This window comes from bacterium (genome assembly GCA_030685015.1).
In the GTDB taxonomy this organism is placed as follows: domain Bacteria; phylum CAIWAD01; class CAIWAD01; order CAIWAD01; family CAIWAD01; genus CAIWAD01.
In genome coordinates this window covers 1-22,964 of the sequence record JAUXWS010000095.1, presented here as the reverse complement: position 1 = coordinate 22,964, position 22,964 = coordinate 1, and the positions used below count along the sequence as shown (strand labels likewise).

Here is a 22,964-nt window from a genome sequence, read left to right as displayed (position 1 = left end):
GCAGGTCGTCCTGGCGGGCCAGGCGGCGAATGCCCAGGCCCGCCAGGAGAGCCTCGCGACCCACCGTGCCTGTTCCACCGGTGAAGAGGACCACCTACACGTGCAGGTCGTGGTGGCCGGCACCGACACCGTCGAGCAGGCCTTCCAGACGGTAGAGCGCAACCTGCCCAAGGCGGGCGGCAGGGAGTTGGGCGCGGCCTGCCCCATTCCCTTCAATCCCGTGACCCCTGTCCGCATCATCACGTGACTTTTCCTTCACCCGTGTCGTGTGTGGCAGCATCCCCCTTCGCCCGGCGAGCGGGGCCCTGCCTCTCCCGCGGCGCTTTGTCAGATTGGGTTGGGGCGCAGGGAGCGGACAGCGGGGAGGAGACATGCAGGTGCGGGCCGCCCGCGAGACCGATCTGGCGATCATCACCGCCATCTACAACGAGGAGGTGTCCCGCGGCACCGCCACCTTCGACACGGAGCCGCGGGACGGGACGGCCGCCCTGGCCTGGTTCGCCGGGCACAGTCCAGGACGACACCCGGTGCTGGTGGCGGACGTGGACGGGCGCGTGGCCGGCTGGGCCAGCCTGTCCGCCTGGTCGCCCCGCGGCGCCTACAGCGGCACGGTGGAGGCCTCCGTCTTCGTCGATGGGAGGCGCCGTCGTCGGGGGGCGGGGCGGGTACTGGTGGCCGCCCTGGAGGAGGCCGCCCGGCGCGCCGGCCATCATGTCATCCTGGGGCGCATCGAGGCGGCCAACGCGCCCAGCCTGGCCCTCTTCGCCCGGGCCGGCTACCGCCAAGTGGGCGTCATGCGCGAAGTGGGACGCAAGTTCGGCCGATAGCTGGACGTGGTGTTGGTGGAGCGGATCCTGGCAGAGGAGGACGAGCGATGAGACAAGCCCTGGCCGGTCGGCGCGCCCTGGTGACGGGAGCGTCGCGCGGCATCGGACGGGAGATCGCCCTGGCGCTGGCCGCCGACGGGGCGCGGGTGGCCCTGCACTACGGCGCCAGCCGGGAACAGGCGGAGGCGGTGCTGGCCGCGCTCCCGGGGACGGGCCATGCCCTGCTGCAGGCGGATCTCGCGGTGGAGGAGGAGGCCGCCCGCCTGGCGGGGCGGGCGGCGGCGGCCCTGGGCGGGCTGGACATCCTGGTCAACAACGCCGGCATCTTCCGCGACCATCCCGTGCGTGAAGTGGACGCCGCCACCTGGGCGGCCCGCTGGAAGGAGATCCTGGCCGTCAACCTGCTGGCCCCCGCCTTGCTCATCCACGCGGCGCGGCCTTTCCTGGCGGAGGCGGGCGGCGGCCACATCGTCAACATCGGCAGCCGCGGCGCCTTCCGCGGCGAGCCCACCGCCCCCGCCTACGGCGCCAGCAAGGCCGGCCTGCATGGACTGGGGCAGTACATGGCCCAGGCCCTGGCCCCGGACGGCATCTATGTGATGAACCTGGCCCCCGGCTTCGTGGAGACGGAGATGGCGCGCGAGGCCCTGCAGGGGGAGCGCGGTGTCGCCACCCGCGCCCAGAGCCCGCATGGCAGGGTGGCCCGCGCCGAGGAGATCGCGCAGACCGTGTGTTTTGTCGTCTCCGGGCGCGCCGACTGGCTGACGGGCGGCACCATCGACCTCAACGGCGCCAGCTATCTGCGGTGAGCGCCGGTGTCAGGCATGATGCCTGACACCGGGGTGTGCAACTCCTGCAGGCAGAGCGGTTGCGGCCGCCCTTGGCGCCCCACCCGGATGCCGCGCAGGGCCGCCGCGGCGCCCGACAGGGTGGTGATGAGCGGCAGGCGCAGCCGCACGGCGGTGCGGCCGATTTCCTCCTCATCGTAGCGTGAGCGCCGCCCCAGCGGCGTGTTCACCACCAGTTGCACGCCGCCGTTCTTCATCTCGTCGGTGAGGTCGGGGCGGCCTTCGCCCACCTTGAACACGCTCACCGCCTCCAGGCCGTTCTCCCTGAAGGCCTGCGCCGTGCCCGCGGTGGCCAGCAGGTGGAAGCCCAACTCGGCGAAGTCGCGCGCCAGCTCGATGGCCCGCCCCTTGTCGTGCTCGTTGACGGAGAAGAGCACGGTTCCCGCCAGGGGCAGCGGCTGGCCGGCCGCCTCGGCGGCCTTGGCCCAGGCGCCGCCCAGGTGGCGGTCCAGGCCGATCACCTCCCCCGTCGAGCGCATCTCGGGGGAGAGGAAGATGTCCTGGCGCGGAAAGCGGTTCCAGGCGAAGACCGGCTGCTTGACGGCGACCAGGCCGGGCGCGCGCTCCCAGTCGATCGCCTCGTCGGCCAGGCGGCCGCCCAGGCAGAGCCGCGCCGCCACCGCGGCCAGGGGAATGCCGCGCACCTTGGAGATGAAAGGCACCGTGCGGCTGGCGCGCGGGTTGACCTCCAGCACATGGAGGCGGTCCTCTCTGAGCGCGAACTGCACGTTGATCAGGCCCACCGTCCCCAGGCGCAGGGCCAGGGCGCGCGTCCACCGCTCGATCCGCTCCCGCACGGGGGGGGCCAGCCGGTAGGGCGGCAGCACACAGGCCGAGTCGCCGCTGTGGACGCCTGCCTCCTCCACATGCTGCAGGATGCCCGCGATCCTCAGCTCGCGGCCATCGCAGAGGGCGTCCACGTCGAATTCGAAGGCGTCCTCGAGGAAGGCGTCCACCAGGAGCGGCCCGCTCTCCTGCTCAAGCGCCTCCAGCGCATAGCGGACCAGCGCCGCCTCGTCGTAGACGATGCGCATGCCGCGCCCGCCCAGCACCCAGCTGGGCCGCACCAGCACGGGGTAGCCCACCCGCCCGGCCGCCACCCTCGCCTCCGCCACGCTGCGGGCGATGCCCCAGGCCGGCGCCCGGATGCCCAACTCCGCCAGCACGGCGCCGAAGCGCTCGCGATCCTCGGCCAGGGCGATGGCGGCGGGAGAGGTGCCCAGCACGGGGATGCCCGCCTCCTCCAGGCGCGCCGCGATGCGCAGCGGCGTCTGTCCGCCGAACTGCACCAGCACGCCCCGCGCCTGCTCCCGCCGCGCGATGTGGAGGACATGCTCGAAGGTGAGCGGCTCGAAGTAGAGGCGGTCGGCCAGGTCCGGGTCGGTGGAGACGGTCTCGGGGTTGGCGTTGATCATCACCACCGGGATGCCTGCCGCCCGCAGGCCCTGCACGGCTTGCACGCAGCAGGCGTCGAACTCGATCCCTTGGCCGATGCGGTTGGGACCGCTGCCCAGGACGATGACGGGCGATGCGCCGGCCGAGTGGCGCAGCGGTGCCCCGTCGTCCTCCTCGCCCCAGCTGCCGTAGACGAAGGGCGTGGGGGCCTGGAACTCGCCGGCGCAGGTGTCCACCGCCCGCCAGCAGGGGAGGATGCCCAGCTCCTCTCGCCGAAGCCGGGCGGCGTCCTCGTCCTCGCCGGATCCGCACAGGCGGCCGATCTGGCCGTCGGAGAATCCATCGCGCTTCAACTCCAGCCATTCCGCCGCGTCCAGGCCGGCCAGGGAGCGGCCGGCCAGTTCCTGCGAGCGGCGGGCCAGGGCCAGGATCTCCCGCAGGAACCAGGGGTCGATCGCTGTCAGGCGGTGGGCCTCGTCCAGCTCCATGCCGGCGCGGAAGGCCTCGCGCAGCTTGAGCAGGCGGAAGGGGGTGGCGAAGCGCAGGCGCTCCAGGTCCAGGGGCCGGCCGCGGGCCGGGCGCGGCTCCAGGCCGTCCAGTCCTTCCTCGAGGCTGCGAAGTGCCTTCTGCAGCGCCTCGCGGAAGGAGCGGCCGATCGCCATCGCCTCGCCCACCGACTGCATCTGCACGCCCAGCACCCCCGGCGCGGCCGGGAACTTGTCGAAGTTGAAGCGCGGCGCCTTCACCACCACGTAGTCGAGGGCGGGTTCGAAAGCGGCCAGGGTCGTGCCGGTGATGTCGTTGGGCAGCTCGTCCAGGGTCCAGCCCACCGCCAGGCGCGCCGCCACCTTGGCGATGGGGAAGCCCGTCGCCTTGGAGGCAAGGGCGCTGGAGCGGCTGACCCGCGGGTTCATCTCGATCACGACCTGGCGGCCGCTGGCCGGATCCAGCGCGAACTGCACGTTGCTCCCGCCCGTGTCCACGCCCACGGCGCGCAGGCAGGCCAGGGCTGCGTCGCGCATGCGCTGGAGTTCGCGGTCGGAGAGGGTCATCGCCGGGGCCACGGTGACGCTGTCGCCCGTGTGCACGCCCATGGGGTCGATGTTCTCGATGGAGCAGACGACGATGGCGTTGTCGGCGCGGTCCCGCACCACCTCCAGCTCGTATTCCTTCCAGCCCAGGAGGGACTCCTCGACCAGCACCTGGCTGATGGGGCTGGCCGCCAGGGCGCGGGGGAGGGTCTCCGCCAGCTCCTCGCCGTTGTAGACGACGGCGCCGCCGCCGCCGCCCAGGGTGTAGGAGGGCCGCAGGATGAGGGGATAGCCGATCTCCGCCGCCAGGCGCTCCCCGTCCGCCTCGGTGCGGGCGAAGCCCCCGCGGGCGCAGGGCAGGCCGGCCGCCTCCATCGTGGCGCGGAAGAGCTCGCGATCCTCGGCCCGGGCGATGGCCTCCGCCGTGGCGCCGATCAACTCCACGCCCCAGCGCGCCAGGGCGCCGCTCTGGTGCAGGGCCATGGCGCAGTCGAGGGCGGTCTGTCCGCCCACCGTGGGCAAGAGGGCGTCGGGTCGCTCGCGGGCGATGACCGCCTCGACGCCGGCCGGTGTCACCGGCTCCAGGTAGGTGGCGTCGGCCCGCTCCGGCTCGGTCATGATGGTGGCCGGGTTGCTGTTGACGAGGACGACGCGGTAGCCGTCCTCGCGCAGGGCGCGGCAGGCCTGGCTGCCGCTGTAGTCGAACTCGCAGGCCTGGCCGATGACGATGGGTCCGGCGCCCAGCACCAGGATCGACCGGATGTCAGTACGCGCCGGCATGGCTTCCCCCTTTGTGCCGTTCGAGCAGCGTGATGAACTTGTCGAAGAGGGCGCGCCCCTCGCGCGGGCCGGGCGAGGCCTCGGGGTGGAACTGCACGGAGAAGGCGGGACGGTCGCGCCGGCGCAGGCCTTCCACGGTGCCGTCGTTGAGGCTGAGGTGGGTGATCTCCACCTCTGGCGGCAAGCCGTCCGGCGCAACCGCGAAGCCGTGGTTCTGGCTGGTGATCCACACCCCGCCGTCGGCCAGGCGCTGCACCGGGTGGTTGGCGCCGCGATGTCCGAAGGGCAGTTTCAGGGTGCGGGCCCCGGCCGCCAGCGCCATCAGCTGGTGGCCCAGGCAGATGCCGAAGAGCGGCAGCGCGGGGGGCAGGCCGCGCAGGCAGGCCAGGGGTCCGGCCGCGGCGGCGGGGTCGCCCGGGCCGTTGGAGACGAAGACGCCGTGCGGCCGCCAGGCCATCAGGTCGGCGGCGCTGCTGGCCGGGGGGAAGATGCCCAGGTCGCAGCCCCGGGTTGACAGCTCGCGCAGGATGCTGTGCTTGACCCCGCAGTCCAGCACGGCCACGCGGAAGGAGGGTTGCTCGGCCGGCAGCTCCCAGGCCCGCCGGCAGCCGGCGGCCCCGGTCAGGTCCAGGCCGGCCATGGCCGGCGCGGCGGCGAGGCGCTCGCGCAGCTCGGCCAAGGGTTCCTGCCCCGTGGCGAGGACTGCGTTCATCGCCCCCTCGTCCCGCACCACCTGGACCAGGGTGCGGGTGTCGATGCTGTCGGCCGCGGGCACGCCCTGCTCCCTGAGCCAGGGGGAGAGGGCTTCACCTCCCCGCGCCCCGGAAGGCTGGGGGCAAAGGTTCCGGCAGAGCAGGCCGGCGGCGCGCACCCCATCGCTCTCCAGATCCTCGGGCAACACGCCCGTGTTGCCCACATGGGGCATGGTGAGGACAAGGAGCTGGCCCGTGTAGGAGGGGTCGCTCAGCATCTCCTGCCATCCGGTCATGCCGGTGTGGAAGCACAGCTCCCCCACCGCGGGGGCGCCCGGGGAGGCGGCGCGGCCCAGAAAAAGCCGCCCGTTCTCCAACAGAAGGCGGGCGGCGCACGAGGATTCAGTTGACATGGTGTCCCTTGGGTTGAATGGCCCTCGGGACGGCAACCTACCACGCCCACCCAGCACTTCCTACCCTGGATTCCAGTTGTCCACCAGTTGGTGGCGACTTGTTTGGAGATAAATACTTGATGGGGTCAAGGAACCTTGCCAGTCCAAGTTCGTTTGTGCAAACTTGATTCGTTGGATCAATCAACCACAGACAAGGAGACCGCCATGAAGCGCATTTTGAAGGCCCTGTCCGCCCTCGCCCTGATCGCCGTCCTGGTCGGCGTCGCCCCCGCCGCCGACTCCTACACGCTGGACGGCAGTCACAGCGATGTCAACTTCACCGTGTCCCACATGATGATCAGCAAGGTTCGCGGCTCCTTCGAGGACTTCCAGGTTGACATCAAGCTGGACGCCGCCGACCTGGCCAAGTCCTCCGTCAGCGCCGTCATCCAGGCCGCCTCCATCAGCACGACCAACGAGAAGCGTGACGAGCACCTGCGCAGCGCCGACTTCTTCGAGACGGACACGTACCCGACCATCACCTTCACCAGCAGGAAGATCGCCAAGAAGGGCGAGCAGTGGGTGGCCACCGGCGACTACACCATGCACGGCGTCACCAAGTCAATCGACCTGCCCTTCACCCTGAGCGGTCCCATCAAGGATCCCTGGGGCGGCACGCGCATCGGCATCGAGACCGGCCTCACCATCAACCGCCAGGATTATGGCCTGAGCTGGAGCAACATGATGGACGGGGGAGGCCTGGTGGTGGGCAATGACGTCACCATCGAGATCCACCTGGAGGCGGTCAAGCAGTAAATGCCCAACCCCCACCGACATGCGTTGGGCCTCCCCTGGGAGGCCCTTGCTTTTTCCTGCGGGCGAGCATCATGTTTTCAGCAATATTGATCAGAATTCCATCAAAGTATCACGTGGGCACTGGGCGGAATGGTGAATTCGTTCAGATTAGCGGCAAATTAATGGCGCCACTGCCCGGAGCCGATTCTTTCCCTACCTTGAGGCGGCCAGGACCGGGGGTCCGGCCGGAATCCAAGCGAGCGAGGCGGGCATGGACGAGCGCATCCGTGAAATGGAAGACCAAGAGTGGCGGGAGTCCCTGGACGCCGTGCTGGCGGAGGGGGGGGCGGCCCGCGTGGTGGAGTTGCTGGAAGGCCTCCAGACCCACGCGCGGCGACGGGGCGTGGCCCTGCCCTTCAGCGCCCGCACCCCCTACGTCAACACCATTCCGCCCGAGGCCCAGCCGCCCTACCCGGGCAACCGCGAACTGGAGCGGCGCATCAAGAGCATCATCCGCTGGAACGCCATGGCCATGGTGGTGCGCGCCAACCGCGAGGAGAGCGGCATCGGCGGGCACATCTCCACCTACGCCTCGGCCGCCACACTCTACGAGGTGGGCTTCAACCACTTCTTCCACGGCGCCGACCTGGACGGCGCGGCGGACCAGATCTTCTTCCAGGGCCACGCCTCGCCCGGCATCTACGCCCGCGCCTTTCTCGAGGGGCGCCTGAGCGAAACGCAGTTGCGCAATTTCCGCCATGAGCTGCGGCCGGGGGGCGGCCTCTCGTCCTATCCCCATCCCTGGCTCATGCCCGATTTCTGGGAGTTCCCCACCGTCTCCATGGGCCTGGGTCCCATCAACGCCATCTACCAGGCCCGCTTCAACCGTTATCTGGAAGACCGCGGCCTCAAGCCGGTGAGCGGGCGCAAGGTGTGGGCCTTCCTGGGCGACGGCGAGACGGACGAACCGGAGGCCCTGGGCGCCATCACCCTGGCGGCGCGGGAGCAGCTGGACAACCTCATCTTCGTCATCAACTGCAACCTGCAGCGTCTGGACGGCCCGGTGCGGGGCAACGGCAAGATCATCCAGGAGCTGGAGGCGGCCTTCCGTGGAGCCGGCTGGAATGTGGTCAAGGTGATCTGGGGCGCCGAGTGGGATCCCCTCCTCGCCCGCGACGAGATCCAGCTCCTCCAGCGGCGCATGGAGGAGGTGGTGGACGGCGAGTCCCAGAAGTACTCGACGGAGGACGGCGCCTACATCCGCAACCACTTCTTCGGGGCCGATCCCCGCCTGCTCAGGCTGGTGGAACACCTCTCGGACGACCAGGTGCGGCGCATGAAGCGCGGCGGGCACGACCCGGAGAAGGTTTTCGCCGCCTACCAGGCCGCCGTCACCCACCAGGGGCAACCCACCGTCATCCTGGCGCAGACGGTGAAAGGCTATGGCCTGGGCGAGGCGGGCGAGGGCAAGAACATCACCCACTCGCAGAAGAAGCTGAACGAGGACGAGCTGCGGGAATTCCGCGCCCGCTTCGGCATTCCCATCCCCGACGACCAGCTCAAGGACGCGCCCTTCTACTGTCCGCCCGCCGACAGCCCGGAGATCCAGTACCTCAAGCGCCGCCGCCAGGAGCTGGGCGGCCCCGTGCCCCGCCGCCTGCCGCGGGCGCCGCGCCTCAAGGCGCCGGGGGACGAGGTCTTCCAGGAATTCCTCGAGGGCACGCCCGGCCGCGAGGTGAGCACGACCATGGCCTTCGTGCGCATTCTGTCCAAGCTGCTGCGCGACCCCGACGTGGGGCGCCTGATCGTGCCCATCGTGCCCGACGAGGCCCGCACCTTCGGCATGGAGTCCCTCTTCCGCCAGAGCGGCATCTATTCCCACGTCGGCCAGCTCTACGAGCCGGTGGACGCCGGCAGCCTGCTCTACTACCGCGAGGCGCGCGACGGGCAGATCCTCGAGGAGGGGATCACCGAGGCCGGCTCCATGGCCAGCTTCATCGCCGCCGGCACGGCCTACGCCACCCACGGCGTGCCCACCATCCCCTTCTACATCTACTACAGCATGTTCGGCTTCCAGCGCATCGGCGATCAGGCCTGGCTGGCGGGGGACATGCGCTGCCGGGGCTTCATGGTGGGCGGCACCAGCGGGCGCACCACCCTGGCCGGGGAGGGCCTGCAACACCAGGACGGGCAGAGCCACGTGCTGGCCCTGGCCATTCCCAACCTGCGCTGCTACGATCCGGCCTACGCCTATGAGCTGGCCGTCATCATCCAGGACGGCATCCGCCGCACCGTCGAGGAGCCGGAGGACGGCTTCCACTACATCACGGTGATGAACGAGAACATCGAGATGCCCCCCATGCCGGAGGGCTGCCGGGAGGGGATCCTGCGCGGCCTCTACCGCTTCCGCACGGCGGAGGAGGCTTGGCGCGAGGCCGCGGCCGCCGCCCAGGCCGGCGGTTCGGCGGTGCCGCGCAAGTTGAGGGCCAAGGCGCCGCGAGTGCGCCTGCTGGCCAGCGGCGCCATCCTGGGGGAGGCCCGCCAGGCGCAGGCCCTGCTGCGCGAGAGCTTTGGCGTGGCCGCCGAGGTGTGGAGCGCCACCTCCTGGAAAGCCCTACGCCAGGACGCCATGGACTGCGAGCGCTGGAACCGCCTCAATCCCGACGACCCGCCCCGCGTGCCCTACCTGACGGAGGCGCTGGGTGATTCCGGCGACCCGGTGGTGGCGGCCAGCGACTACCTGCGCGCCCTGCCCGACAGCGTGGCCCGCTGGGTGCCGGCGCCCATGGCCGTGCTGGGCACCGAGGGTTTTGGCCGCAGCGAGGGGCGGGCCGCCCTGCGCGACTTCTTCGAGGTCGACGCCCGCCACATCGCCTACACGGCCCTCTGCGAACTGGCCCGGGCCGGACGGTTCAAGCCGGCCGAGTTGGCCGCCGCCCGCCGGGATCTGGGCATCCGCCCGGACAAACCCAACCCCCTCACCGCCTGAGCGGAGGAGCCATGGCGATCATCATCACCCTGCCCGACCTGGGCGAGAACATCACGGGGGGCGATCTCACGGCCGTCCTCGTCAAGGCCGGCGACCTGGTCCGCGCCGACACGCCGGTCCTGGAGCTGGAGACGGACAAGGCCGTGATCGAGGTGCCCGCCGGCAAGGCGGGCCGTGTGACGGACGTGCTGGCCAAGCCAGGTGAGCGCCTGGAAGTGGGGGCGGCCATCCTGCGCCTGGAGGAGGAGAGCCCCGCCTCCGTCGCGCCCACCGTGCCTCAACCAGAAACCCTTCCGGCGCCGCCATCCGCTGCCGCCGCGGAGTCGAACCCAGAACGTGAAATCGAATCGGGATCGCTATCGGGATCGGGATCGCTATCGGGATCGACTCCCCCCCTCCCCTCCGTGGAAGCCCCCAGGGAGCCGGATCCCGGCACGCCCGTGCCCGCCTCCCCCACCGTGCGCCGCCTGGCCCGCGAGCTGGGCGTGGAGATCCGCCGGGTGGCGGGCAGCGGCCCCGGCGGCCGCATCTCGCGCGAGGATGTCAAGGCCCACGTCAAGGCCCTGCTCGAAGCGCAGGTGGGATCGGCCGCCGGCTCGCGGCACCCGGCCGCCGCCGGGATCCTGGAGGTGGAGCTGCCCGACTTCAGCCGCTGGGGCGAGGTGGAGGAGGCGCCGCTGACCGGCGTGCGCCGCGTGACGGCCCGCCATCTGGCCTCGGCCTGGCTGCTGACGCCGCGGGTGACCCAGTTCGACAAGGCCGACGTGACGGAGTTGGAGGCCTTCCGCCTGCGCCAGCAGAAGGCGCTGGACAAGCAGGACCCCGGCGCCCCGCGCCTCACCATGACGGCCCTGCTCATCCGCGTGCTGGCCCAGGCGCTCCGGGCCTTTCCCCAAGTCAATACGAGCCTGGACCTGGGCCGCGAGCGGCTCATCCGCAAGCACTATTGCCACGTGGGGGTGGCGGTGGACACCGAGCGCGGCCTGCTCGTGCCCGTCATCCGGGACGCCGACGGCAAGGGCGTGCTCGAGCTGGCCCGCGAGCTGGGAGAGCTGTCCGCCCGCGCCCGCGAGCGCAAGACCGGCCCCGAGGAGCTGCAGGGGGCCTGCATCACGCTGACCAACCTGGGCGGCATCGGCGGCACGGCCTTCACGCCCATCGTCAACCACCCCGAGGCGGCCATCCTGGGCGTGTCGCGGGCCCGGCGCGAACCGGTCTGGAATGAGGCGAAGGGATGCTTCGAGCCGCGCCTGATGCTCCCCCTCTCCTTCTCCTACGACCACCGCATCATCGACGGAGCGGACGGGGCGCGCTTCACGCGTTGGATCTGCCAGGCGCTGGAGTCCCCCATCCTGCTGGTGATGTAGACGAAGAGACCTGTCGGCGTGGATGGAAGAGGCAGGAGGGGGAAGGTGGCGGGCCATTCCAATCGACCCGGACCCGTCGGGTCGCCCAGCACGGTCGTCAACCATGCGTGAAGGGATCCTGAGATGAGCGAGACCACCCGCACCCCTTTGCTGATCCTGGGCGCCGGCCCGGGCGGCTACGCCGCCGCCTTCTACGCGGCGGACCTGGGCTTCGAGGTGACCCTGGTGGCGCCCGAGGCCAATCCGGGCGGCGTCTGCCTCTATGTCGGCTGCATCCCCTCCAAGGCCCTGCTTCACGTGGCGGCCCTGCTCAACGAAGCCCGCGAGGCGCAGCGCTGGGGACTCACCTTCAGCGAGCCGCGCCTGGACCTGGACCGTCTGCGCGCCTGGAAGGACGAGGTGGTGGCGGGCCTGACCGAGGGCCTGGGCGACCTGCGGGCCAAGCGCAGAGTGACGCAGCTGCGCGGCCGCGGCCGCGTGGTGGCGCCGGGTCGTGTCCGCGTCAGCCTGGAGGAGGGCGGCGAGACGGAGCTGGGCTTCGAGCGCCTTCTGCTCGCCACCGGATCGCGGCCGGTGGTCCTCCCCTTCCTGCCGGTCTCGCCCCGGGTCTGGGACTCGACGGGCGCCCTCGAGCTGCCCCGGGTGCCGCGCCGCCTGCTGGTGGTGGGCGGCGGCATCATCGGGCTGGAGCTGGGCAGCGTCTATGCCAGCCTGGGCAGCCAGGTCTCGGTGGTGGAGATGCTGCCCGGGATCCTGCCTGGCGCCGACCGCGACCTGGTGCGCGTCCTGGAGAAGAGGCTGCTGCCGCGCTTCGCCGCCGTGCGCACGGGGACACGGGTCACCCAGGTGACGGAGAACCGCAACGGCCTCAAGGTGACGCTGGAGGATGCCGCGGGCCAGGCCAGCGAGGAGCGCTTCGACCAGCTGCTCGTCTCGGTGGGCCGGCGTCCCAACAGCGAGGACCTGGGCCTGGAGCACACGGGGGTGGAACTGGACACGGGCGGCTTCGTCCAGGTGGACGCCCGCCGGCGCACGGCCGATCCCGCCGTCTGGGCCATCGGCGATCTGGCCGGCCAGCCCATGCTGGCCCACAAGGCCAGCGCCGAGGCCCGCGTCGCGGTGGAGGACATGGCGGGGCAGAAGGGCGCCGGCTATGACCCGGCCGCCATGCCCAGCGTGGTCTACACCGATCCGGAGCTGGCCTGGTGCGGGCTGACGGAGACGGAGGCGAAAGCGCAGGGACGGAAGGTGGCGGTGGCCCGCTTCCCCTGGCAGGCCAGTGGCCGCGCCCTCACCATGGACCGCACCGACGGCCTGACCAAGCTGCTGATCGATCCGGAGACGGAGCGCGTCCTGGGCATGGGCATCGCCGGCAAGGGGGCGGGGGAGATGATCGCCGAGGGGGTGCTGGCCGTGGAGATGGCGGCGCTGGCCTCCGACGTGGCGCGCAGCATCCATCCGCACCCCACCTGCGCCGAGACGGTGATGGAGGCGGCCGAGGTCTTCTACGGTCACGCCACCCACTTCCACACGCCGCGCCGGCGATAAGACCTCAGACGCGGCGCGACCGCCCGCGGGGCTCCCAGTGGGCCAGGAGACGCGCGCACTTCCGGGCTTGCAGGTCCTCCGCCGCCAGCCGGATGAGTCCGCCCTTGCGCAGCTCGATGCCGGCGTGGACCGTGCCCGAGATGAGGAGCGAGGCGAGGCGGCTGAGCTGGGGCTCGTGCCCCACCAGCCACAGGCGCTCCGCCTTTTCCCGGCGCGAAATGCCGGCCAGGGCGGCCACCAGCTCCGGCAGACCCCCGTCCGGTTCCAGCTCCGCCAGCAGCTCCAGGCGCGTGCCCGGTCCCAGCGCCTCCACCGCCGCTTCCGCCGTCTGCAGGGCGCGGGCCAGGGGGCTGGTGAGGACGAGGGGCGCCCTCCAGCCCTGGCGCACGGCTTTCCGGCACACTTGGCGCACCACCTGAAGGCCCGGGCGGGTGAGGGGCCGCTCCCGGTCATCGGCGCCCGGGTCCGCCGCCGCCTTGCCGGCAGGACCGTGACGCAGCAGGATCCACTCCACGATAAAAACCTCCTTCTCCACTGACACGGGTGGGCCGACGACAGGCTCAGCCAGTTCCCGCGCCAGGATGACGGCGGTGGCGCGGGCCTCCGCCAGCAAGTTTTGCCGCCGCTTGGTCATGGGCCTCAGGTCGGGTGCCGGGCCACCCTGGCGGGCGAGGAAGGCATCCAGGCGTGATTGCAGCACATCGCCGTCGTGGAGGGCGCCCAGCAGGCTCTGGAGGCGGGTCGCGCTGTCCGGGGCCGGCGTGACGACTGCGCCCGCGGCAGCGAGCCGGTCGCGGGCATGGCGCCAGCGCTTGAGGGCAAGCCGCAGCTGGTGCAGGGCCTCCATCTCCATGGGCAGGCCGGTGGACAAACCGAGCGCCAAATGATCACGCCATTGCTCCAATCGGGCCGCCGCGCCGGGCGACAGGAGGTGGGATGGATCCAGCCCGTCCGCCACCTGCCAGGGAGGGATCAGGCGCAGGGCGGCGGTCAGGGCGGCCGCCTTCTTCCGGCCCGGGCGCAGCCATCGCTGGAAATCCGGCAGGGAGGGCCAGCCGGAGAGCAGCTCCGCGGCCAGCAGATGCAGCACATGGGCGTCGCGCAGGGGGGCCGCCCGCCGGGCGGCGCGCCGGACAAGCCGGATCAGCTCCCCGTCCGCCGCCATCAGGTCGAGGGTGGCCAGCAGGCGTTGGCTGCAGCGGCGGAACTCGTGGATGGAGCGGGGATCGGCCCGGCCCAGCAGGGCGTGGCGCCAACGCAACCAATCCGCCGGCAACTCCGCCGCCGGGCGGGCTACAGCAGTTTCCTTCATGGACCAAGCATATCACCCCAGCCCCAACCAGACAACAGGATTGGCCCCGCCGGGCGGCCGCTTCCATTGCATCAGCCCTGACGGTTCCCTAAACTTTTGGCTGCCCAAAGGAGCCCGGGTCTGTATTGTTGGAGGGGTGACCGAGTGGCCGATGGTGCACGCTTGGAAAGCGTGTGTAGGGAAACCTACCGTGGGTTCGAATCCCACCCTCTCCGTTAGATTAGCGGATCATCTTGAACTTCAGGACGATCCGCTTTTGTTTTTCAGCACGTGTGCCTATTATGTGCCCAGGATCCTGACAGAAACGGGCACACGCCGATGCCACTGACCAAAGTCCCCGCCCTGCGAAAACGCCAGCTCCCCAGCGGAAAATGGACTTACTTCGCCGACTTCACCGTCGATGGGAAACGAAAACGCTTGACACTTGGCCCGCGAAAGGACCTGGCGGAAAAGCAGGTTTCAAAGATTTTCAACGACCTGCAGAACCAACAGGCGGGTCTGAAGCCCAAGCCCCCGGCGATGTCCCTCAAGGCCCTGGTGGACGCTTTCCTGCAAGGCTTGGATGGTCACGTATCAATTGCCACGATCCGACGCTATAGGATCTACGCCAGGCACCTTGTGGATTTTTTTGTCACCCACCTGCCCACAGTGAAAACCATCGACCAGATCACCAAGGCACACCTGGACGAATGCATCACGGCCTTGCGGAAGGAACCGGGAAAGGCCACGGCCAAGAATAAGTCAACCCGCACGATCCAGCGTGGAACATCGCCCCAACAGCCCAAGACCTTGAACGGTCAGATCCAGTTCACCAAAGCCTTGTTCAATGAGGCGGTAACCGAAGGGTGGTTGCCTTCCAGTCCAGCCGTACGGCTGAAGGCGTTTAAGGGACCCAAGGACAAGACCCAGCCATACTGGACGAAGGACGAAGTCAAGAGCATTTTAGGCAGAGCGGAAGCGGGTTGGCGGGATCTGTTCGAGTTTCTCTACCACACTGGCCTTCGCAAGGGTGAACTGATCCACCTGACCTGGGACGATGTCCACCTGGACACAAATCCTCCCAGCATCAGCATTTGTGCAAAAGCAGATTGGCGACCCAAGACCAAGCAGATCCGCAATGTGCCCTTGAACCAACGAGCGATCGACATTCTACAACGACAGCCCAAGTCTGCGAAGCATCCATATGTGTTCAGTGGCCCCAAGGGTGCGATGGTGGACGAGGATCGCATCTATCAGGCCTTGCAACGGACGCTGAAGAAAGTGGGCTTGGTCGGTGATGTGCATAGATGGCGTCACACGTTTGCGTCCCACTTGGTGATGGATGGGGTGGGCATCGAAAACGTCAGCAAGTTGCTGGGGCACGCGTCCATCGAGATGACGAAGAAGTATGCCCACCTCGCCCCATATCACCTGAAGCAGGTCGTGGATCGCCTGACAGGCTTAATCGACCCCTGACCACAGCGTGATTTCCTCCGCCTTTCTGGCATAAGAACAGGTGATGATCACATCCCTTGTTCAACCGGAAAGGACATTCCTATGCGACCACGAACCCTGACTGTGACGGATCCCTTCACCCCCATTGCCAAGCATCCCCTGCTGACGCCCCAAGGCCTGCAATCCAGTCGCTACGCCATTGTGCTGGATCCAACTGGGGAAGCCCAAGAAGCGGGGATTGTCACTGAAGACTACAACCTGGTGGAAAACCGGGAGGTCGTCGAAACCGCCGAGCGTGTGATACAAGCTGGATCCCTGCAGGCCATTCCCGACAAGGTTCTTTTCGACGGCAGGCGATTTCGCCAACGCTGGATCCTTCCCCAGCAGTCCTTCGACGTGCAACCGGAGGACATCGTTGCTTTGACCTTGGATGCCACCAACTCCTACGACGGCTCCACGCGGTTCGGCTTGTCCTTCAATCTCCAGCGTCTGATCTGTTCCAACGGGATGGTTGTTGATCAACTGTTGGGGGGCTTCCGCTTCAAGCACAACCACAGCCACGGCGACATCTTCGATGAGGAAGTGGAACAGGCCGTCGAACGCCTGATGGCCCTGGCAACCAACGTCCACCTGCTGGCCCCGAAGTTCCAGGCGATGACCCGCCAGAAGTTGTCCATCCAAGGCATCCAGCGTGTCTTCCACGAGCTGGAAACCCCACGCCCACTGGTTGCCGATGTCTTCCAAGAACTGGAGGGCAACCGGGCGTGGGATCTTTACAACGCCTTCACCCACGTGCTGACGAGGCAGGAGACCTTTGGTGCGGAGCACACGAACCGCAGGGTCACGCAGTACTTTCTTGACCGGGCGAGGGGGTGACGATGGAACCCCTGCGACAATCCACCATCTACTCCTACCTACGCTGTCCCTACCAACACTTGCTGAAGACCACCGACCCAAGCACCCAGACCTTCCGGCATCCCTCCGCCATTCACGGCACCGTGATCCATCAGCTGATCCGGCGTCTGCACGCGGGGGAGTGGGAGATGGATGTCCGCGAAGCCTACGCGGAGGCCTTCGATCACGAGGTGTCACACGGCCAGAACAACAACCTGCCTGTGCGTTGGAAGGATGATGTCGAAGAACGGGAAGCCTTCCTGGCAGACGCTGTGGCGATGCTGGAGGGTTATCGATCCAAGGACTACAATCGGTCGTGCCGGGTGCTGATGGCCGAGGCCAAGTTCACGGTGAAGATGGGCAGGCAGACCCTGACGGGCACCATTGACCAGGTGCGTGAGAACCAGGATGGATCCATCGAATTGGTGGACTTCAAGACAGGGCGTACAACGCCACCAGACGCCTTTGTGGCGATCGACTACCAGCTATCCATCTACGCCTATGCCCTGCGGTTTGGAACGCTCCTGGTGGACGGGAGCCTGCAACAACCCCATCTCCTGCCTGATCGCCTGACTGTCTACTTCCTGCGTCACCACATCCCTTACAAGCGGGCGACTAATGGGAAGTCTGCTGGGGAAGAGAGGGGCGATCCCCGCATCAGCACCACACGATCCCTGGAGCAATTGCGGGCCTTGAAGGACGATGTTTCTGCCGTGGCCAAGATGATCAAGTCAGGATGTTTCCCCAGGTCACCTGATCCGTTGAAGTGTGGCACTTGCCCCTTCGCAGACACCTGCCGAGGATCCGCATCCGACGCCCGTGTATCACACGCCCGCCTGGAAGCACTCGTGACACAACTGAAGGAAGCCATATGAATACGCCAGCCACCATCACCGAAAACCTGCCTGCACTGGACCTTGATCTGCAGGCCGAACTGGATCGAATGACCGAGGGTGTGCATATGCCCTTGCCCAGGGTTCGCGTCGAACACAGCCCCAGTGGCCAACACAGGTTGTTCTTGGATCTTGGGCCGACCATCGATGACGACGATCTGCTTGTTCCATTGGAAGGCAACAGCCTGTCGGGGATTGTCGTCGCCCACCAGCACATCCGTGCAGTCTTCGAAGAAGGCTCCACCCTGCCCGTGTGTGCATCCGTCAATGGCCAGCCCACGGTAGATGTCCCACAAGCCTCTGCCTGCGACCAATGCCCTTTGAACGGCTTTGGTAGCAAGTGCAAGCCCAAGGTTCGCTTGCTGGTGCTGGCCCCTGGTGAAGACGGGGAGCCTGCCCTGTGGGTCTTTCCTCTGTCACCCACCAGTATCAAGCAGTGGCACCGCTACGTGCAACGGCTCGCCAGAAGCAAGGTGCCCTACTTGGCTGTGAGGACGCGGTTCGAGTTGAAGGACATCCAACGCCCGCCCTATCGCTACGCAGAGGTCTTGATGAGTGTGGATCGCCTGATCACCCAGGAAGAACTGGCCCAGATCAAAGCCGTGCGGGAGACCTGGCAGGATGCGTTGGCCACGGTGGTCAAGGACGACTACCAAGATCCGGGGGATGCGACCAATGGTGAAGCATAAGAACGATTTCTGGTCGACGGTTCTGGATGTGCTGGTGTGGATCCTGACAAGGGGGAGGCGATAAGGGAAGGGGGCCGATTGGCCCCCTTATTTATGCATCTCCCTTAATAATATCTATCATTAGTTGGCGAAATTTGTCATTGCGTTCTTGTAGAACTTTTATCAAAAGTTTTTCAGGTATGCCTTCATCCCTAATCCTTAAGATATCTTCAAACACATCCAAGAACCAGTCGAAGTTAATCTTGGTCGAACCGAACAATTTCTGCACCATCAAATCGTACTCATCATCCCAATCTTCTAATCTTCCTTTACCTAACAACATTCCAGATCTTTGGAACAAATACAGCTTCGCCCTTAAGACGAACTCATTATAGGTGATTTTCTTGTATATCACACCTATTTCACCAAGGTGAACGACTTGGTTTGCTTGAAACTACCCACCTCCAGCGTGTATGTATACACACCACTGGCCAATCCAGACGCAGTGAAGTCCACGGTGTGGGAGCCCCTTTCCATCAATCCATCCTGCAAGACAGCAACCTGCTGACCGTTGATGTTGTGAATGATCAACTTGACCTTGTCCGTCTGCTCCAGGGTGAAGTCGATGGATGTGGAAGGGTTGAAGGGATTGGGATAGGCGGGTTTCAGGTCAATAGTTGAAGGAGTATAATTAGCCTCTACAGTACCTCCTTGGAATGGCACTAAAACCGCACTGCATTCCAGTCCAGTTGTAACAAGAAAAGCTCCATTGGCTTCGGCTGGTACACCTGTTGGCATATCTGGGTGTGCCTCATAACAACCCCAATAAATTACTGTCCCATCGTGCTTTAATGCTATCGATCCACGGCCCTCTGCATCTAATGCAACGAAATTTTGGTTTGGGGATGGGACAATGCTCTGCAGACAATCATTATTTCCCCAAGCCTCAATAGATCCATCATTACGTAAAGCTAAATAATGACCTCCACCACCTGCCATTGAAATGTAGTTATTTGGATCTGGGATATTATTTTCACCATATGTGTTGTCACCCCAAACAACTATTGTACCATCTAATTTCTTTCCCACACTATGTGCCCATCCTGCCGAGATTTTCTCAAATCCTGAATTTGGATTTGGGACATCATTGCATCCACTATAATTTTGCCCAAATGCTACAATTGATCCATCACTCTTCAAAGCAAGTGAATGATAACCACCGCCAGCTACTGCAATAAAATCTGAATTAGGATCAGGGACATTACATTGCCCATATGCATTATATCCCCACGCAACAATACTACCATCAGATTTTAATGCCAAATTATGACAATGCCCAGCAGAAATTGCTACGAAGTCTGCATTATCAGCGGGAGCAGTAGCACGACCCCACGAATTTTCGCCCCAAGCAACAATAGTGTTATCTGATTTTAAGCCAATTACGTGTGCACCACTTGTGCTGATAGATATAAAATCTCTGTTTGGATGAGGCACATTTAATTGTCCATAAGTATTGGAACCCCAAATCACTACACTTCCAGCTTGCGATTGAGCGAAAGAACAGCAAACAGTCAAAAATAACATTGTTGTTGTGTAAAAACAGAGTTTTGCCACGGTTCTCATTTGGACCCCCTGTTGTGTTGATCATTTGAATAAGCTGGACGCGACGTTCCTATAGAATGCAAAAATTACGCCAAAGATGGAAAGGCATATGGATTAGGTAGATAAGTTATGTGGAATAGGAGAGGAAGTGCCCAGCCTGTGCTACTTCCGACACTTGGGGACATCGAAAGTTACCCAATTCGCCGAGGTGGGGCAGACCCAGATCAATCCCGACTGGTGCTGAAGGCGTGGTCCCGATAGAATTGCTCGCAGGCCCGATCGTATTCCGCCAGATCGCGGAAGGGCTTGTCTTGGGAACTGGGGGCGTGCCGTGATGCGTCGTTGGTGGGTGTTTCGGGGTTATGGTGATGAAACCCCATTGAACGCAGATGGGGCTTTCGATGTTTTATTATAATATTTTGCATTTTATATTTTCCGCTATTGACAATATGACAATTTGTTATTATAATTTGATAAAATGGCATCAAGCCACAATCAAGGAAATATTTTATGTTATCAGAAACCGTCATTTATCCACATCGTCCCACAAGAACCTTGCTGAACGATCAGCTTCTTCTAACACACGTCCAGATGGCCGTGTTGCTTGGGGCATCCAAGCGTGCCATTGGACGAAAACTTGGCCTGAACTGGCAACAAGTCAACTTGCTGGTTGACCACGTGCAGGGAAAGGGGGGACGGATGGAATAGCACGATGAATATTTTACCTATTAGTGACATTGCGATCTGGGATCGGGGTAGGCTAATACCCCAAACTACTTACTTGAAAGAAATCTATATGAAATTGTTAGGATTACCATATGAAATTATACGAATTAAAATCGAAATTGTCAAGTGTTTATGATAATATTCTGAAGAATACCCCGCACAAATTAGACAAACAAACGAAATCAGACGTGGTCAAGCACCACAGCAAAGGCAAAGACCCATTCCAAACGATCGACCTACTGTGGACCCAGGCATCCCTGGACCAGCACACCTGCGGTCCTTGCCTGATCAGTCCCCATATCTACAAGGACGGGATCCGCGACAAAGCAAACTGGCTTTCCTGCCAGATCCTGGCCTTCGACTTCGACAACAAGGAAGGTCAAGAAGTCACCACCGTGGATGGTCTACGGCTACGTCTTCGGGAAGGTGCCTTCTGGAAGGATCGGAAGCCTACCTACTATCTACACCATTCGCGGGGGCACGATCCCAACACCAACAAACACAAGTTCCACGCCTTCTTCCTGTTGGACCGGGAGGTCACCGATCCCCAGCAGTTCGACCTGATCTATAACTACCTGCAAGACACCCACTTTGCCGGTTCCGACAACATTGGGGACCGTGCCAGATGCATTCTACCTGGAAGGCTGGACTTTCCCACGGTGTTCCAGGAAGGCCAACCTTTGAAGGTGGATGACCTGCTGAACCTGGCCCACCAAGCATTGCTGGAAACCCAGGCCAAGCGGATAGTCCGCGACCTTGCCACGGTGAAGGTGAACAACAACAAGCTTGGAAAAACAACCAAACCCGTCTACTTGCCCAAGGCGACGCTGGTGGAGTTTGAAGATGGACGGGTTGCGTCATTGGGTTCATTACATCCTGAAGACGCTGAACGTTTCCTGTGCCCCTGTTGCGGGAAGGATCCGCACCGCGGAAATCCTGGGAAGGCCAACGCCACATTCCAGTTAAACCCCCAAGGCTTGCCGATCGTCTTCTGCAGTTCCTGCAAGGCCAACTCCAGCGGGGGAACGTCCTTGCAGGGCGTCTACAACATCACCAAAAACGACACGTGGTTGTTTGTGCGGGATCGCCTGCGTATCCAATACGCCGACTACTTCTACTTGGAAGACAAGCTGGCACGGGTGACCATCCAACAGGATGTCGAACCCTACAGTGTGTCCATCGGCAAGGTGTGCCCACGGGCCATCGATGAACTACCGCAGATCCGGGAACCCCTGCTGGGTGAACTGGCCAGGGAAGCCCACACCATCAGTCAACTTCGCTTCAATCAGGAAGGTAACCCAGACATCGACACCCCGGACTACCTGTGGAAGGGGGATGTGTTGATCGGTCGCAATCCAGCACTGCGTGCCGGCAAGGAAGACAACGCCTTCATCGATGCCTGGCTGGTCCAGTTGTTCGGTCCCCACACGACCTTCATCAAGCAGTGGCTGGCGATGTATTGCTACACGAACTACATCCCCCTGCCCGTGCTGATCCTGTATTCCAAGGAACGTGGGACGGGCAAGAACGTTTTCGCCGAGGCTGTGTGTAGTATCTACGAACCCTTGCACAGCCGGGACACGGACTACGAACACTTCACCGAAGCGTTCAAGGGCAAGCTTTGGTATATCGACGAACAATCGACGGACGGCAAGAAGTTGTATCAGGCCGTGAAGCAGATCGGTGGGAACAACAAACTGGTCGTGAACAACAAGTATGGATTGAAGCATCAGGTGGATCGCAACCTGTCCGTGATTCTGACCACAAACAACCTGAAGCCGATGGAAATGGAAGCCGACGAATTGCAACTGGACGAAACCAATAATCAGTTTTTTGTGATGGAACTGAAGCCCCTGCCCACCAGGACGCGAAACTTTCCCGACTTGGTCAAGGAACGCCTGGGCCACTACGTGCGGACAGAACTACAGGCGGTCTTCACAGCATTACAACAAGATCCCGATTATGGCAAGTATCGCTACGGGATCCGCGTGCCGGTGACGGATGAAGAACGACGATTGTATAACCTGTCCCAGACAGTGGTGGAACGGGAAGCCTTGGACCTTTGGGAATGTTTGAAGGAAGGCCACTACATCAAGGCGGATCCACGCTTCGGGGATCTATGCACTGTAGGGTCCATCAGCTATCGCACCAAGGGCCAGGAAGTCCACGTGCAACCGTCCACCTTGCGGACGATGGTGAAGCAGATGGGCTTGTCATCCACCAGCAACCAGGTCATCGCCTACCTGCAACAGAAGGGGAAGTTGGGATTGGAAGAAGTCCGCGACAAAGGCAAGCGTTTGGGGTATCAACTGATGTTGACGGCCCAGGAGGCCCAGGATCTGGTGGCAGTTTTACGCTTCCAAACCGTCACCGATGACAGATAAATCGTCACCAATGTGATGTTTGGTGTGGGGGGAAGGCTTCGCCTTCCCCTTCTTGTACCCTAAAATCCCCGCCAGATGCAAAAAGGTGACGGAAAAACCGTCACTGGTGACGGTCTGGTGACAGTTTTCAAAGTGGTGGATCTTTTTGATAACTATAGAGATAGAGGGGTTGGTGACGGAATGACAGTAAAAAACCAAAACTTATTCATTTTGAAATTGATTTATATTTTTCTTTCAACTAAACAAATTCCCGATTACGCAGGAGAATCAGCCAGTCGTAGGGTCCTCAGGGGTCGCTGTGCCGATCTTGCTGCCAGGCGCAGAGTGCCGGTGATGAGGCAGACCAGATTCATGCGGCGGTTGAACCGGTATTGGAACAAGGCAAAG

17 protein-coding genes and 1 tRNA gene are annotated in these 22,964 nt (G+C 64.1%); 14 read left to right on the top strand and 4 right to left on the bottom strand.

Annotation, left to right across the window (positions count from 1 at the left end; genetic code table 11):
• Positions 1-112 precede the first annotated feature (112 nt).
• The 3 genes from Q8O14_13600 (at position 113) to Q8O14_13590 (ending at position 1,636) form a co-directional block, all read left to right on the top strand.
• Positions 113-247 (top strand): hypothetical protein, encoded by a 135-nt coding sequence (locus Q8O14_13600; GenBank protein MDP2361760.1) that lies wholly within the window; start codon positions 113-115, stop codon positions 245-247.
• A gap of 124 nt (positions 248-371) precedes the next feature.
• A complete protein-coding gene (locus Q8O14_13595) occupies positions 372-827 on the top strand; it encodes an N-acetyltransferase family protein (protein ID MDP2361759.1) in 456 nt (151 codons plus the stop codon).
• Positions 828-874: 47 nt separating this feature from the next.
• Positions 875-1,636, top strand: coding sequence for an SDR family oxidoreductase (locus Q8O14_13590; GenBank protein MDP2361758.1), 762 nt, complete (start codon positions 875-877; stop codon positions 1,634-1,636).
• On the opposite strand, the gene carB is transcribed toward Q8O14_13590, so the two are convergent.
• Together carB and carA are read right to left on the bottom strand one after the other, a co-directional pair.
• On the bottom strand, positions 1,624-4,881 hold the full coding sequence (carB, locus tag Q8O14_13585; protein MDP2361757.1) for a carbamoyl-phosphate synthase large subunit: 3,258 nt from the start codon (positions 4,879-4,881) through the stop codon (positions 1,624-1,626). The genes Q8O14_13590 and carB overlap by 13 nt on opposite strands.
• Positions 4,865-5,986, bottom strand: a complete 1,122-nt coding sequence (gene carA, locus Q8O14_13580; GenBank protein ID MDP2361756.1) for a glutamine-hydrolyzing carbamoyl-phosphate synthase small subunit — start codon at positions 5,984-5,986, stop codon at positions 4,865-4,867. Before carA ends, carB begins: the two co-directional genes overlap by 17 nt.
• A 204-nt stretch (positions 5,987-6,190) precedes the next feature.
• On the opposite strand from carA, the gene Q8O14_13575 reads away from it, so the two are divergent.
• The 4 genes from Q8O14_13575 to lpdA all read left to right on the top strand — a co-directional run bounded on the left by Q8O14_13575 (position 6,191) and on the right by lpdA (position 12,664).
• Positions 6,191-6,781, top strand: a complete 591-nt coding sequence (locus tag Q8O14_13575) for a YceI family protein (GenBank protein MDP2361755.1) — start codon at positions 6,191-6,193, stop codon at positions 6,779-6,781.
• 250 nt (positions 6,782-7,031) lie between these two features.
• Complete coding sequence (aceE, locus tag Q8O14_13570; GenBank protein MDP2361754.1) at positions 7,032-9,749, top strand: pyruvate dehydrogenase (acetyl-transferring), homodimeric type; 2,718 nt, start codon at positions 7,032-7,034, stop codon at positions 9,747-9,749.
• Positions 9,750-9,760: 11 nt separating this feature from the next.
• A complete protein-coding gene (locus Q8O14_13565) occupies positions 9,761-11,116 on the top strand; it encodes a 2-oxo acid dehydrogenase subunit E2 (protein ID MDP2361753.1) in 1,356 nt (451 codons plus the stop codon).
• A 123-nt stretch (positions 11,117-11,239) separates the two neighbouring features.
• On the top strand, positions 11,240-12,664 hold the full coding sequence (gene lpdA, locus Q8O14_13560) for a dihydrolipoyl dehydrogenase (protein MDP2361752.1): 1,425 nt from the start codon (positions 11,240-11,242) through the stop codon (positions 12,662-12,664).
• Positions 12,665-12,668: 4 nt separating this feature from the next.
• Here the strand turns inward: lpdA and Q8O14_13555 are convergent, their stop codons facing one another.
• Entirely contained in the window at positions 12,669-13,976 is a 1,308-nt protein-coding gene (locus tag Q8O14_13555) for a CHAD domain-containing protein (GenBank protein ID MDP2361751.1), read from the bottom strand.
• A 130-nt stretch (positions 13,977-14,106) separates the two neighbouring features.
• On the opposite strand from Q8O14_13555, the gene Q8O14_13550 reads away from it, so the two are divergent.
• From Q8O14_13550 to Q8O14_13530, 5 genes are all read left to right on the top strand, one after another.
• Positions 14,107-14,191 (top strand) — tRNA-Ser (locus Q8O14_13550).
• A gap of 103 nt (positions 14,192-14,294) precedes the next feature.
• On the top strand, positions 14,295-15,431 hold the full coding sequence (locus Q8O14_13545; protein ID MDP2361750.1) for a tyrosine-type recombinase/integrase: 1,137 nt from the start codon (positions 14,295-14,297) through the stop codon (positions 15,429-15,431).
• Positions 15,432-15,512: 81 nt separating this feature from the next.
• Positions 15,513-16,286 (top strand): DUF932 domain-containing protein, encoded by a 774-nt coding sequence (locus Q8O14_13540; protein ID MDP2361749.1) that lies wholly within the window; start codon positions 15,513-15,515, stop codon positions 16,284-16,286.
• 2 nt (positions 16,287-16,288) lie between these two features.
• On the top strand, positions 16,289-17,179 hold the full coding sequence (locus Q8O14_13535; GenBank protein MDP2361748.1) for a PD-(D/E)XK nuclease family protein: 891 nt from the start codon (positions 16,289-16,291) through the stop codon (positions 17,177-17,179).
• On the top strand, positions 17,176-17,886 hold the full coding sequence (locus tag Q8O14_13530; GenBank protein MDP2361747.1) for a hypothetical protein: 711 nt from the start codon (positions 17,176-17,178) through the stop codon (positions 17,884-17,886). Before Q8O14_13535 ends, Q8O14_13530 begins: the two co-directional genes overlap by 4 nt.
• Before the next feature lie 396 nt (positions 17,887-18,282).
• Here Q8O14_13530 and Q8O14_13525 read toward each other — a convergent pair whose 3' ends face one another.
• A complete protein-coding gene (locus Q8O14_13525) occupies positions 18,283-19,488 on the bottom strand; it encodes a T9SS type A sorting domain-containing protein (GenBank protein MDP2361746.1) in 1,206 nt (401 codons plus the stop codon).
• A 797-nt stretch (positions 19,489-20,285) separates the two neighbouring features.
• Here Q8O14_13525 and Q8O14_13520 point away from each other — a divergent pair.
• Both Q8O14_13520 and Q8O14_13515 read left to right on the top strand, forming a co-directional pair.
• Positions 20,286-22,577 (top strand): DUF5906 domain-containing protein, encoded by a 2,292-nt coding sequence (locus Q8O14_13520; GenBank protein MDP2361745.1) that lies wholly within the window; start codon positions 20,286-20,288, stop codon positions 22,575-22,577.
• A 75-nt stretch (positions 22,578-22,652) separates the two neighbouring features.
• The coding region (locus Q8O14_13515; protein ID MDP2361744.1) for a hypothetical protein at positions 22,653-22,964 on the top strand (312 nt) is incomplete at its 3' end.